This window comes from Nocardioides endophyticus (assembly GCF_039543845.1).
Lineage (GTDB): Bacteria > Actinomycetota > Actinomycetes > Propionibacteriales > Nocardioidaceae > Nocardioides > Nocardioides endophyticus.
This window is the reverse complement of record NZ_BAABKN010000015.1, coordinates 130,626-143,533: the sequence shown is the minus strand read 5'-3', so window position 1 is coordinate 143,533 and position 12,908 is coordinate 130,626. Positions and strand designations below refer to the sequence as shown.

The window sequence follows — 12,908 nt, the reverse complement described above, 5'->3', positions numbered from 1 at the left end:
CTAGGCTGAGCCGGTGACGAGTACGGCGACGCCCCCGACCACTCCGGCGACCGACACCACCCCGGCCTGGCTCCCGGTGACGGCGGTGGCGGTGACGCTGGTGTTCTGGGCGTCGGCGTTCGTCGCGATCCGGCACCTCGGTGAGGACTTCTCGCCGGGTGCGCTCTCGCTGGGCCGGACTCTGGTCGGCGCACTCTGCCTCGGCGTGGTCGCGCTGGCCAGCCAGGGCGTCCCGCACCCCACCGGCCGCCAGTGGGTCTCGCTCATCACGATCGGCGTGCTCTGGTTCGGCGTCTACAACGTCGCGCTCAACGCCGGCGAGCGGCGCGTGGACGCCGGCACCGCCGCGATGCTGATCCAGGTCTCACCGGTGCTGGTCGCGGTCCTGGCCGCGATCTTCCTCAACGAGAAGTTCACCGTCTACATCGGCCTCGGCCTCGCTCTCGCGTTCACGGGCGTCGGCCTGATCAGCATGTCGTCGTCCGAGTCCAGCGACCACGACGTGATCGGCGTACTGCTCTGCCTGGTCTCGGCGGTCGTCTACTCGATCAGCCTGATCCTGCAGAAGCCGCTCGTCGCCAAGCTCCCCGCGATCCACGTGACCTGGCTGGCCTGCACGATCGGTGCGATCGCCTGCCTCCCCTTCGTCGGCCAGCTCGTCGACCAGACCCGCGACGCACCGACCTCCTCGGTGCTCTGGGTCGTCTACCTCGGCGTCTTCCCGACAGCGATCGCGTTCACGACGTACGCCTACGCGCTCCAGCACATGAGCGCCAGCAGCCTCGCGATCACGACCTATCTGGTGCCGCCGATCACGATCGTGATGGGCCTGATCTTCCTCGACGAGGCGCCGCCCGCGATGGCGTACGTCGGTGGCGCACTCGCCCTCGTCGGCGTGGCCGTGGCGCGCCGCAAGCCGCGCGCTGCGGCGGAGGAGGTCACGCCACCCGCCTGATGCGCCATGCTGCTCGGGTGGACGTCGTCGCATACCTACTCGTCGGCCTGGTCGCCGCACTGCACCTCTACTTCCTGGTGCTCGAGATGTTCCTCTGGACCAAGCCCCTCGGCCGGCGAACCTTCGGCAACACCCCGGAGTTCGCCGAGGCCACCAAGGTGCTCGCCGCCAACCAGGGCCTCTACAACGGCTTCCTGGTCGCCGGCCTGGTCTGGGGACTGGTCACGCAGCGGTACGACGTCTGCGTGTTCTTCTTGGCCTGCGTGATCGTCGCCGGGGTGTACGGCGCCATCACCGTCAGCAGCCGGATCCTGGTCGTCCAGGCGGTGCCGGCGCTACTCGCGCTCGGCGCCGTCCTGCTCGCCTGGTGAGCCCACGCGTTGAGTCGGGGGTGCTGACCACGGCCACCTCGGAAGTCCCGGATCAACCGTCGTCGGACTCCAGCCAGCCGCGGAACGCCTCGAGGTTCTGGGTGGACTCGCCGCGGAGCTTGCGCCACTCCCACTCCTTGCGGATCGAGCTCGCGAAGCCGAGCTCGAGGATGGTGTTGAACGACTCGTCGGCGTAGGTCAGCACCGCGCCGAGCAGCCGGTCGAGCTCGTCGGACGTGACAGCGGCGAGAGGCACGCGACCGTCGAGGTAGATGTCTCCGAGCCGGTCGACGGCGAACGCGACGCCGTACATCTTGAGGTTGCGCTCGAGCAGCCAGCGGTAGACGCGCTCGTGCTCCTCGTCGGGCTTGCGGCAGACGAAGGCGTGGATGCCGAGTGCGTGCTTGCCGACGTCGAGTCGCACCGCCGTCTGGAGCTTCTTCTCCCCCGGCAGCGCGAACGAGAAGACGCCGTCGGAGATCTCGTCGTACTCCACCTCGGCACTGGTGAGGTGGTCGCGGATGACCTGGGCCGGGTCGGTGCTCACACGGTCTCCCGCAGCTCGGCCTGGGCGCGGTTGTAGACGGCGAGAGTGCGCTCGGCGGTGCGCTCCCAGGAGAACCGTCGCGCCTGCTCGAGCGCCCCGCCCTCGAGGCGCAGTCGCAGCACGTCGTCCTCGACGATGCGGCGCAGCGCGTCGGCCCAGGCCCGCGGCTCGTGGCCGTCGACGAGCAGCCCACTGTGGCCGTCGCGGACGACCGTGGTGAGGCCACCGACCGCGGCCGCGACGACGGGGGTGCCGGTGGCCTGTGCCTCGGCAGCGACCAGGCCGAAGGACTCGTTGTAGGAAGGTACGGCGACCAGCGTCGCCGCCGAGCACCAGCGGGCCAGCTCGTCCTGGGCGACCGGCGGCACGAACCGCACCACGTCGTCCAGGCCGAGGTGGGAGGACAGCTGGGCGAGCGACTCGGGATGCTCGAGGCCGCTGCCGGACGGGCCGCCCACGATGGGGACGACCAACCGCGACCGCAGCGACGGCGACTGGGTGAGCAGCTCGGCGACGGCCCGGAGGAGTACGTCGGGCGCCTTGAGCGGCTGGATTCGGCCGGCGAAGAGCAGCACGGCCGCGTCGGCGGGCAGGCCGAGCTGGGCTCGGACGGCCGCCTTGTCGTAGGGCCGGAACACGTCGAGGTCGACCCCGGGGTGCACGACCTCGACCCGCGCAGGGTCGGCGTCGTACAGGTCGACCAGCTGCCGGCCCTCGAGGTCGGTGTTGGCGATCAGCATGTCGGCGGCCTCGACCACCTGCTCCTCGCCGATGATGCGGGCGGTCGGCTCGGGGGTGTCACCGTCGGCCAGCGCGGCGTTCTTGACCTTGGCCATCGTGTGCATCGAGTGCACCAGCGGCACCCCCCAGCGGTCCCGGGCCAGCGCGCCGACCTGGCCCGACAGCCAGTAGTGGGAGTGCACGACGTCGTAGTGGCCCAACGGCTGCGAGGCCTCCGCGCGGAGCACCTCGCGCGCGAACACGCACAGCTGCCCGGGCAGCTCGCCCTTGCTGAGACCCTCGAACGGCCCGGCGTGGATGTGGCGGACCTGCACGCCGTCCCCTGCGGGGACGACCGGGTCGAGCGAGGAGCTGGTGGCGCGGGTGAAGATGTCGACCTCGATGCCCTGAGCGGCCATCCGGCGGGCCAGCTCGATCACGTAGACGTTCATCCCACCGGCGTCACCGGTGCCCGGCTGGTCGAGCGGGGAAGTGTGCAGGCTGATCATCGCTACCCGCCGCATCGACTCCACAGGCACCTCGCCACCATCTCGTGATCCAGTCTCGGCGACTGGTCCGACTCGGGTGAACGCCCGCATCAACCGATTGATTCCCCGACGCGTCTCAGCGCACATGGGATCGACGCGCGCGGTGGCCTGGTGACTGGACCACAGGCTCCTGGACCGGCCGCGGTCGGCGCGACAGCACAGCGCCCGCGATCGCGACGACGGCCAGGCCGGCAGCTGCCTGGACGAGGCGCTCGTCGACGCCGTCGGACAGCACCTGCAGCACCGACCAGACCAGCAGCGCGAGGCAGACCGCGACGATGACCCGCAGCCACGTCGCCGAGCGGCTGACCAGTCCGGCCCCGGCGGCCAGGGTCGCGACCGTGAGCGGCACCAGTCCCAACCCGGCGACGGAATCCCCGAGCCCGGCGTGGTCCGTCTTGTCCAGGACGAAGGCGACGATCCACGCGAGTCCGCCGACGAGTCCTGCCAGGGCTGCACCAATGCGCACCAGTCCTCATCCTCTCCGAGACCTCCCCGTCACGATCCCTACCCCGATCATCGACAATGAACCCATGACCTCCCCGAAGACCGCCGTCGTCACCGGCGCCAGCAGCGGCATCGGCGCCGCCACCGCCCGCCAGCTCGCCGCGGCCGGCTACCACGTCTTCTGCGCTGCCCGTCGACGCGACCGGATCGAGGCGCTGGCCGTCGAGATCGGGGGTACGGCTGTCGAGTGCGACGTCACCTCGGTCGAGTCCGTCGCCGGCCTGGCCGCGGCGGTCGGCGAGCGGCTCGACGTACTCGTCAACAACGCGGGCGGCGCCTTCGGTGCCTCACCGGTGTCGGCCGCTGACAGCGACGAGTGGCGGCAGATGTACGAGGTCAACGTGATCGGCCTGATGCAGGTGACCCGGGCGCTGCTGCCGGCCCTGCTCGCCAGCGGCGCCGGCGCGATCCTCAACGTCGGCTCGACTGCCGGGCGGATCGCCTACGAGGGCGGCGCCGGCTACACCGCCGCCAAGCACGGCACCCAGGTCGTCACCGAGACCCTGCGGCTCGAGCTGTGGGACCAGCCGGTGCGGATCATGGAGATCGCACCGGGGATGGTGAAGACCGACGAGTTCGCGCTCGTGCGCTTCGAGGGAGACCGCGAGAAGGCCGAGGCGGTGTACGCCGGCGTGGCCGAGCCGCTCGTCGCCGAGGACATCGCCGACGCGATCACCTGGATGGTCACCCGCCCGCCGCACGTCAACATCGACGAGCTGGTGATCCGGCCGCGGGCGCAGGCCACCCACCACAAGGTGCACCGGGTCACCTGAGCCGTGATCTGACAGACTCCCCGGCATGCAGACGATCGGACTCGTCGGAGGCCTCAGCTGGGAATCCAGTGCGGTCTACTACCAAGAGCTCAACCGGGGCGTCGAGGCCCGCGTCGGCGGACTGTCGTCGGCGCGCAGCGTGATGGCCTCGGTCGACTTCGCCGAGGTCACTGCGCTGCAGGAGCAGGAGCGGTGGGACGACGTCGCCGAGATCCTGTCGGCAGCCGCACGCGGGGTCGAGGCGGGCGGCGCGGACTTCCTGCTGCTGTGCACGACCACCTTCCACCGGGTGGCCGACCAGGTCGCCGACGCGGTCGGCATCCCGGTCGTGCACCTCGCCGATGTCGTGGCCGAGGCGTGCAAGGCCCAGGGTCTGGAGTCGGTGGGCTTCCTGGGTACGACGTTCGCGATGTCCCGGACGTTCTTCACCGACCGCATCGCCTCGCACGGGCTCACCGTGGTGGTCCCGGACGCGCGCCACCACGACACCCTCAACCGGGTCATCTACGAGGAGCTCGTCCACGGCAAGGTGCTCGACAGCTCCCGGCGTACGGTCGTCGGCCTCATCGACGAGCTCTGGGACGCCGGCGCCGGCGGGGTCATCCTCGGCTGCACCGAGCTCGAGCTGCTCGTGAAGCAGGCCGACGCCGACATCCCGGTCTTCCCCGCCACCGCCCTCCACGTCGCCGCGGCGCTGGACCGCGCGCTGGCCTAGCCTTAGTCCCAGACGTTTTGGTTGCCTGAAGGGACCAGAAGGAACCATTCCGTCAAGGGACTACCCCGCCGCTACGCCTCGAGGACCAGGTCGGCGATCCGACGGAGGTCGGGGGTGAGGTGCTGCTCGGGGACGGTCGCGGAGTCGCCGCAGAGGTCGAAGGCGTAGACGTACCGGTCCGGTTGCGGCGACCCACCGGTGGCCGCCCGCAGGTCGACGCGGTCGACGAGGGCCGCGACCTCGGGGACACGCGGGTCGTCGCCGTCGAGGTCGAGCTCGCCGGTGGCGCGCAGGCCCGCGAAGCCACCCGTACGGCGGACAGACACCCGCCGGGCACCGGCAGCGGGTACGGGCGATCCCGCCGCCGAGGCGCCCGGCGTGACGCCGACCGTCTCCCACGCCGAGCCGACCGCGTCCGCGTGCGCGCCGGCAGCCGCAACGGTCGCGGCGGCGAAGGCGGCGAACTCCGTGGTCGGGCCGACCGCGCCGCCCGTGAGCGCGTCGTACCAGACCCGCCCGGCGCCTTCCCACGTCGCGCCACCGATCGCGACCGCGGCGAGCTGGAAGGCGCGGTTGGGGATCCCCGAGTTGAGGTGGACGCCGCCGTTGTCGTCCGAGGTCGAGACATAGTCGTCGAGGTGCCCGACCTGCGGGTCGCGTCCCAGTGCAGGGTCGTCGTACGCCGTGCCTGGCGCCGCCATGTCGCGCAGCGCACGGGCCTGGATACCGGCGGCGAAGATCCCCTCGCCGATCAGCCAGTCAGCCTCGTCCGGCGTCTGCCCGAGGAGGCGCTGCTTGAGGCAGGCCGCGAACACGTCGGAGACCGACTCGTTGAGCGCGCCCGGCTGGTCGCGGTAGACCAGCCCGGCGGAGTGCTCGGTCACGGCGTGGGTCAGCTCGTGCCCGAGCACGTCGACGGGCTTGGTGAAGCGCTCGAAGACCCGACCGTCACCGTCGCCGAACACGAGCTGGGTCCCGTCCCAGAACGCGTTGTCGTAGTCCTGCCCATAGTGGACGGTCAGGCTGACCGGAGCGCCGGCGCCGTCGTACGACGCCCGCCCGTAGACCTCGGCGAAGAGCGCCAGGGCGCCGGTGATCCCGGTCGCCGCCTCGTCGACGGCTATGTCGCCCGACGCCGGCGACCCGGCAGAGCGCACTGCGCGCCCGGGCAACGTCGTCGTGCTGTCGGCCGTGTGCACGGTCCAGGCCGGGGCCGGCGCTGCCGACGGGACGCGACGCACCTCGACGGGCACCGCCCGGCCGGCGCGCAGCGCCTCGTCCACGACGAGGCTCCCGGGGGCGACCCGGGCGAGGAGGTACGGCGGCACGAACCGGCAGCGGCCCATGCGACCAGCGTGCCACCGCCCCGGTCAGCTGTGCTCGTTGACCACGATCGAGTCGCTGTAGGTGGCGCCGTCGCCGTACCGCACGTAGACCGTCCAGGCCAGCGGCATCCCGGGGATCGATGGCATCACCCAGTTGTAGGTGCAGCCGGCCGGGAAGGCCACGATCGTCTCCGCGGTGAAGCTCGGGTCGTTCGAGATCCGTACCGTGCTCGTGCCGCGAGGCGCCCGGAGGGTGAGGGTGACGTACGGCGAGGTCGTCTCGGTCGCGCCGCCGTTGATCTCGACCCCGCCGGCTGTGCCGCAGGCGCCCGGGGCCGCGGGCGTCGAGCGAGCCACCCCGGAGCCCCAGCCGTTGTCGGCCACCACGACGCACTGGAGGGCGGCGCCGACGTCGTCGGCACCCACGACGTAGGTCCAGCTGCCGTTGGCGACGGTCGCGCCGTCGCGCTGCCACAGCGCGAGCACCGTGGAAGGCGAGCCGCTCCAGGTGCCCGGGTCACAGGTCAGGGTGTGGCCGGCGACCGGCACGCCCGAGATGGTCGGCGCGGTGAGGTTGGCCGGCGCGTGGCCGGATGGTCCGGAGATCATCCGGCCCGCTGAGGAAGCGCTGGCGGAGCCGCCGGCGGCCGTGGCCGTGACGGTGCAGCCGAGGACGGAGCCGGTGTCGGCGTTGAGGACGACGTACTTCGACGACGCGGTGTGCGCGATCGGTACGCCGTTGCGCGACCAGGCGTAGGAGTACTGGACGCCCCCCGCTCCGGACCAGCTGCCCGGCGAGCAGGTGAGCGCCGTACCGACCGAGCCGCCGCCGACCACGGTCGGCGGTGCGGTGTTGACCGGCCCCACGACCGGGCCGGCCGGGCTGTCGCTGCCGGCCTGCACCTTCTTCGCCCAGTAGGTCCAGCCGCTGGTGTTCCAGCGCTGCACCCGGCGGTTGCCGGTGTCGGCGATGAAGAGGTTGCCGGACAACGAGCCACGGTCCTGGGCGTGCTGCGCGATCGCGCTCGGGCTGCTCAGGCGACCGACCGCGCGGCTCGCCCGCGGCGGGTGCCCGAGCGTCCGGTAGACGTTGAAGTCGTGGTTGGTGTCGAGCAGGAAGATCGCGTTGTTGGCCAGGTCGGCCACGGTGAGCTGGCCGAACCTGTCGACCGCGATGCCGCCGGGACTCGGCCGGGCGCCACCCGCGGGGCGGCGCATGGCAAGGGTGCGCCAGGGCTGGGTCGCATCGCTGACCCGGCCGGCCCGATAGGCGACGATCCGTCCGGAGTCGGGGAGTGCGACATAGACGGTAGCGCCGCGACCGGACTGGGCGGCGCCGTACGTGATGCCCCGCGGGTGGCCGCGACCCGGCAGGTCGACCGTCGCGATCCGGCGACCGCCCTGGCTGTAGACGGTCATCGTGTCGTCGCAGCGGTTGGCGACCCACACGCGACCGCCACCGGCGGTGATCCCGCCGTACCGCGTCGCCGGGCTGCCGGCGCACGAGCTCACCGGGTCGTGGTCGAAGTGCCGCAGGACCCGGCCTCCTGGGCCGAGCAACGAGACGCTCGTCCCGTAGTCGACCCAGATCTGCCCGGCCGCGTTCACGAAGAGCCCGTCGACCGGGCCGCTCTGGTCGAGCGGCACGCTCCCGTGACGGTGGCCCTGCGGGCTGAGCCGGAGCAAACGGCCGCCCGTGGCGAACCCGACGTACGACGTGCCCGTAGGGCCCACGGCTACCGCCGTCGGACCGCCGCCGACTGCGGCCGCGGCAGGTTCGAGGGTCGTCAAGGTCGCGGTCCCGAGGCCCGCTGAGATCAGGGCCAGGCAGAGCAGCCGGCCCACCAGGGCCATCACAGCGCGAGGCTAACCCGCGAGTAGCCTCCGCGCGGCGTCCTTGTCCTCCTGACTGGACCGGTCCAGTCAGGCCGGGGCGCGGTCCGGGGGGAAGCCACCAGTGGCCACCGGGCCCCAGCTGTCGACGGAGATCCGGATCAGCGACTTGCCCTGGTGCCGCATCGCCGCGCGGTACTCGTCCCAGTCCGGGTGCTCACCCGCGATGCAGCGGAAGTACTCCACCAGCCCGTCCTCCGCCTCCGGCGAGGGCATGCTTTCGGGGCCCCTGCGGGGGTTCGCGTCCGGAGGAGCGGACCCGGGGAGGCCCGAAGCCTCGTGGGGATACATGTCGAGCACCTCCGCGACCCCGTCGACCTGCACCCAGGCGTCGTCCCAGGCGTCGGAGAGCACGAGCACGGAGGCCGTCGGGCGGCGGCGGAGGTTCACCGCCTTGGCGCGGTCGGGGTACGTCGAGATCACGATCCGGCCAGCCGCATCGACTCCGCCGGTGACGGGCGAGACCTGCGGGCGTCCGTCGGCACGAGTGGTGACGAGCACCAGGTGGTGCCGCGTGCGGACGAAGTCCAGCAGCTGCTCGAGGTCGACCCGGTCTGCGGTGGCGATGCGAGGCATCCCTTCACGGTATCCGAGCCCGCGGACCGAGCTTGCTCGTGCCGCGAAAGGCGAGGAGGTTGAGGGTGTCGGCCCAGACACGCGCGCCAGCGCGGGACTGAGCGACACGTCTCGAAACCCATCAGAGCCGGAGTCGATACCACTTGCTCCGGTAGCCGGCCCCGTCGACCACTCGGATCCAACGCAGCTGGGTGCTGTCCCACGACACGATGTCGGCCGGCCACTTGTAGCTGCGCGCACTCGATCGCAACTTGCCGACCAGGACCTTGGAGATGCCGGTGCCGCGATCGGTCGCCCTGATCTTCAGGACCCAGCCCTGGCGCGCGGTGATCCACTTCGCGCTCACCCGGTGGATCACCGGCGCGGCACCGTCGAGCAGCACCTGGTCCTGCACGACACCCGGCGCGCCCGGGAACCGCACCGACACCAGCTTCGGCTTCCGGCCGGGACCGTCGTCGAGGGTCCACTCGTAGCGGCAACCGGCGGCGAGCGGCTTGACGTCGGAGCTCTTGAAGCCGTCGTTGGAGATCTCCACCTGCTCGGCACCCTCGGGCGCTTGGATCTCGAGCGTCACGAACGGCCGACTGACGATCCGGGTGGCGGGCTCGATCCGCACCCACGGCTCACCCCGGCAGGTCGTCACGGGGACCGGCTCGGGGTCCGGCAGTCCGTCGTCGACCACGACCGGCACACTGCCCGCCGGCGCGCTCTCGCCGGCCGCGTTCGTCGCGGTCACGACGCAGCTGAGCTCGGTCCCGACGTCCTCGGCGGCCACGACGTACGACGAAGCGGCGGCGCCGCCGATCGGTTCGCCGTCGCGCAGCCAGGCATGGGCGTACGACGTGGGGCCACCGGTCCACGACCCGTCGGTGCACGTGAGCTCGGCGCCGGGCACCGGGTTGCCGCCGATCACCGGGACCCCGGTACTGGTCGGCGTCCCCGGCGCGCTGGACGGCTGCGTGTCGGCCATCCACTGGGTCGTGCCGGCCGGGTTCCAGCGCTGCACGCGACCGTTGCCCGTGTCCGCCAGCCAGTAGTGCCGCCCGACCGGCGCTCCACCCTGGGCCACTGCGGCCGGACGCTTGAGGTAGCCCTTGGTGGCGGCAGCGGTCGGCGGGTGGCCGAGCGTGCGGTAGAGCCGGTAGCGCTTGGTGGCGTCATAGAGGTAGAGGCCATGGGTCGCGGAGTCGAGCACGGCCACGTGGCCCCGGTCGTCGGCACTCACCCCGCCCGGACGAGTGCGCGTCAGGGTGGCCACCGGCTTCGAGCGGGAGCCGATGCCTCCCGCGTTGTAGCCGTAGACCTTCCCGGCATCCGGGACGGAGACATAGAGGCGGGCCGGCACCTTCTTGGCTCGCCCGTACGTGAACGCGGGCGCGAAGGCGATGCCGCGCGGGGTCCCGGGCAGCAGTGCGCCGGTCCGGGTGTAAACGCCGACACTGGTTCGGCATCGCTCGGCGACGTAGACGCGGGAGGACGTGACATCGAGGCCGCCGTACCGACCGGCGTCGGCCGAGCAGCTCGCGGCAGGCCGGTGCGGGAACGAGCCCAGCCCGACACCCGACGGGCTGAAGCGCGCGACGGTCGAGCCGTCGTCGACCCAGATGCTCCCGCCAGGATCGACGGCCAGTCCGGTGACCGGCCCGACGCCGGCGAGCGCGAGCGAGCCCTTGGGCGTCCCGTCAGGCGCCAGCACCAGCAGGCCGTCGGCGTCGGCGAACCCGACGTACGACGTGCCGTCGGCCGCGACCGCCACTGCGGTGGGCCGTCCGGTGCTCACCGCGGACGCCGTGACGGTGGGTACGGCGACGAGGCTCGCAACGGCGATGGCCGTCACAAGCGCAGCACGAAGCGCTCGTCCCCCCACGTACTGAGGGTATCGAGCGGCGGCGGGTTTCACCGGTCGACCGGGGAAACCCGCACGACACGCCGAGTCGCCCCGGCGTGTCGTGCGGGTTCCGGCTGACAAGTCCCGCCGATTTCACCGATGCGGGACGAGACGTCGACCGCCACTAGACTCGGCGAGGCCCATTCGGGCCCCACTCGCCCACCCGAACGGAATGCTGCAGCGCGCATGACGACCACCACTCGCACGGACCTCCGCAACGTCGCCATCGTGGCGCACGTCGACCACGGCAAGACCACGCTCGTCGACGCCATGCTGCGCCAGGCCGGCGCCTTCACCGAGCACCAGGCCGAGAGCGTGGCCGAGCGGGTCATGGACTCCGGTGACCTCGAGCGCGAGAAGGGCATCACGATCCTCGCGAAGAACACCGCCGTGCACTATGCCGGTCCCGCCGGTGGTGGCAAGCCGATGGTCATCAACATCATCGACACCCCCGGCCACGCCGACTTCGGTGGCGAGGTCGAGCGCGGCCTGTCGATGGTCGACGGCATCGTGCTGCTGGTCGACGCGTCCGAGGGCCCGCTGCCGCAGACCCGCTTCGTGCTGCGCAAGGCGCTCAACGCCGACATGCCGGTGATCCTGGTCGTCAACAAGACCGACCGCAACGACGCCCGCATCGCCGAGGTCGTGGACGAGACCTACGAGCTCTTCATGGACCTCCTCGACGAGAGCCACAGCCAGGACGCCCTCGACTTCCCTGTCGTCTACGCGTCGGGCCGCGCCGGCGTCGCCGCCCTGACCGCGCCGGAGAACGGCGAGCTGCCGGACTCCCCCGACCTCGAGCCGCTGTTCAAGACGATCCTCGAGACGATCCCCGCGCCGACGTACACCGAGGGCGCGCCGCTGCAGGCCCACGTCACCAACCTCGACTCGTCGCCGTTCCTCGGGCGGCTCGCGCTGGTCCGGGTCCACGAGGGCACCCTGAAGAAGGGGCAGCAGGTCGCGTGGATGAAGCGCGACGGCACGACCAAGAACGTCAAGATCACCGAGCTCCTCGTCACCGAGGGCCTCGAGCGCCAGCCGGGCGAGTCCGCCGGTCCCGGCGACATCGTCGCCATCGCCGGCATCCCGGAGATCACCATCGGCGAGACCCTCGCCGACCCGGAGAACCCGGTCGCGCTGCCGCTCATCCACGTCGACGAGCCCGCGATCTCGATGACCATCGGCACCAACACCTCGCCGCTGGTCGGCCGGGTCAAGGGCTCGAAGGTCACCGCCCGCCTGGTCAAGGACCGCCTCGACTCCGAGCTGGTCGGCAACGTGTCGCTGCGGATCCTCCCGACCGAGCGCCCCGACGCCTGGGAGGTGCAGGGCCGCGGCGAGCTGGCGCTGGCCATCCTGGTCGAGCAGATGCGTCGCGAAGGCTTCGAGCTGACTGTCGGCAAGCCGCAGGTGGTCACCAAGGAGATCGACGGCAAGGTCCACGAGCCGATGGAGCGCCTGACCATCGACGCCCCCGAGGAGTACCTCGGCGCGATCACCGAGCTGCTCGCCACCCGCAAGGGCCGCATGGAGCAGATGACCAACCACGGCACCGGCTGGGTGCGGATGGAGTTCCTGGTCCCGGCACGTGGCCTGATCGGCTTCCGCACGGAGTTCCTGACCGACACCCGCGGCACCGGCATAGCGCACCACATCTCCGAGGGCTACGAGCCGTGGGCCGGCGAGATCCGCTCGCGCAACAACGGCTCGCTCGTCGCCGACCGCAAGGGCGCGGCGACGGCGTACGCCATGACCTCGCTGCAGGAGCGCGGCGTGATGTTCCTCGAGCCGACCACTGAGGTCTACGAGGGCATGATCGTCGGCGAGAACTCCCGTGCCGACGACATGGACGTCAACATCACCAAGGAGAAGCAGCAGACCAACATCCGGTCCGCCACCTCCGACAACTTCGAGAAGCTGATCCCGGCGAAGAAGCTGTCGCTGGAGCAGAGCCTGGAGTTCTGCCGCGACGACGAGTGCGTCGAGGTCACCCCTGAGCACGTGCGGATCCGCAAGGTCATCCTCGACCAGAACGAGCGGGCCAAGATCGCGAGCCGAGCGCGTAAGGCGAGCAAGTAGGGCGGCGGACC

At 71.5% G+C, this 12,908-nt stretch carries 12 protein-coding genes; 5 read left to right on the top strand and 7 right to left on the bottom strand.

Annotated elements, in window-relative coordinates:
• The first annotated feature begins 13 nt into the window (after positions 1-13).
• Entirely contained in the window at positions 14-955 is a 942-nt protein-coding gene (locus ABEA33_RS13195) for a DMT family transporter (RefSeq protein WP_345527245.1), read from the top strand.
• Between the two features lie 17 nt (positions 956-972).
• Positions 973-1,326, top strand: coding sequence for a DUF1304 domain-containing protein (locus ABEA33_RS13190; RefSeq protein ID WP_345527244.1), 354 nt, complete (start codon positions 973-975; stop codon positions 1,324-1,326).
• A 52-nt stretch (positions 1,327-1,378) separates the two neighbouring features.
• Here ABEA33_RS13190 and ABEA33_RS13185 read toward each other — a convergent pair whose 3' ends face one another.
• The 3 genes from ABEA33_RS13185 to ABEA33_RS13175 form a co-directional block, all read right to left on the bottom strand.
• The gene (locus ABEA33_RS13185) at positions 1,379-1,873 is read right to left on the bottom strand and encodes a type III secretion system chaperone family protein (protein WP_345527243.1); all 495 of its coding nucleotides are present in this window, start codon (positions 1,871-1,873) and stop codon (positions 1,379-1,381) included.
• Positions 1,870-3,132: a D-inositol-3-phosphate glycosyltransferase gene (mshA, locus tag ABEA33_RS13180; protein WP_425577407.1), complete on the bottom strand. Its 1,263-nt coding sequence runs from the start codon at positions 3,130-3,132 to the stop codon at positions 1,870-1,872. Before mshA ends, ABEA33_RS13185 begins: the two co-directional genes overlap by 4 nt.
• Before the next feature lie 85 nt (positions 3,133-3,217).
• Positions 3,218-3,610 carry a hypothetical protein gene (locus ABEA33_RS13175; protein ID WP_345527242.1) on the bottom strand — a complete coding sequence of 131 codons (393 nt, stop codon included), beginning with the start codon at positions 3,608-3,610 and terminating at the stop codon, positions 3,218-3,220.
• 64 nt (positions 3,611-3,674) lie between these two features.
• On the opposite strand from ABEA33_RS13175, the gene ABEA33_RS13170 reads away from it, so the two are divergent.
• Both ABEA33_RS13170 and ABEA33_RS13165 read left to right on the top strand, forming a co-directional pair.
• Complete coding sequence (locus ABEA33_RS13170; protein WP_345527241.1) at positions 3,675-4,421, top strand: SDR family NAD(P)-dependent oxidoreductase; 747 nt, start codon at positions 3,675-3,677, stop codon at positions 4,419-4,421.
• A gap of 25 nt (positions 4,422-4,446) precedes the next feature.
• Entirely contained in the window at positions 4,447-5,136 is a 690-nt protein-coding gene (locus ABEA33_RS13165) for an aspartate/glutamate racemase family protein (protein WP_345527240.1), read from the top strand.
• Positions 5,137-5,207: 71 nt separating this feature from the next.
• Here the strand turns inward: ABEA33_RS13165 and ABEA33_RS13160 are convergent, their stop codons facing one another.
• From ABEA33_RS13160 to ABEA33_RS13145, 4 genes are all read right to left on the bottom strand, one after another.
• Positions 5,208-6,482 (bottom strand): protealysin inhibitor emfourin, encoded by a 1,275-nt coding sequence (locus ABEA33_RS13160; protein ID WP_345527239.1) that lies wholly within the window; start codon positions 6,480-6,482, stop codon positions 5,208-5,210.
• A 24-nt stretch (positions 6,483-6,506) separates the two neighbouring features.
• On the bottom strand, positions 6,507-8,318 hold the full coding sequence (locus ABEA33_RS13155; protein ID WP_345527238.1) for a hypothetical protein: 1,812 nt from the start codon (positions 8,316-8,318) through the stop codon (positions 6,507-6,509).
• Between the two features lie 66 nt (positions 8,319-8,384).
• Positions 8,385-8,930 (bottom strand): PPOX class F420-dependent oxidoreductase, encoded by a 546-nt coding sequence (locus tag ABEA33_RS13150; RefSeq protein WP_345527237.1) that lies wholly within the window; start codon positions 8,928-8,930, stop codon positions 8,385-8,387.
• A gap of 121 nt (positions 8,931-9,051) precedes the next feature.
• On the bottom strand, positions 9,052-10,797 hold the full coding sequence (locus ABEA33_RS13145; protein ID WP_345527236.1) for an NHL repeat-containing protein: 1,746 nt from the start codon (positions 10,795-10,797) through the stop codon (positions 9,052-9,054).
• Between the two features lie 207 nt (positions 10,798-11,004).
• Between ABEA33_RS13145 and typA the strand changes: the two genes are divergently transcribed.
• Entirely contained in the window at positions 11,005-12,897 is a 1,893-nt protein-coding gene (gene typA / locus ABEA33_RS13140; protein WP_345527235.1) for a translational GTPase TypA, read from the top strand.
• The last annotated feature ends 11 nt before the right edge of the window (positions 12,898-12,908 follow it).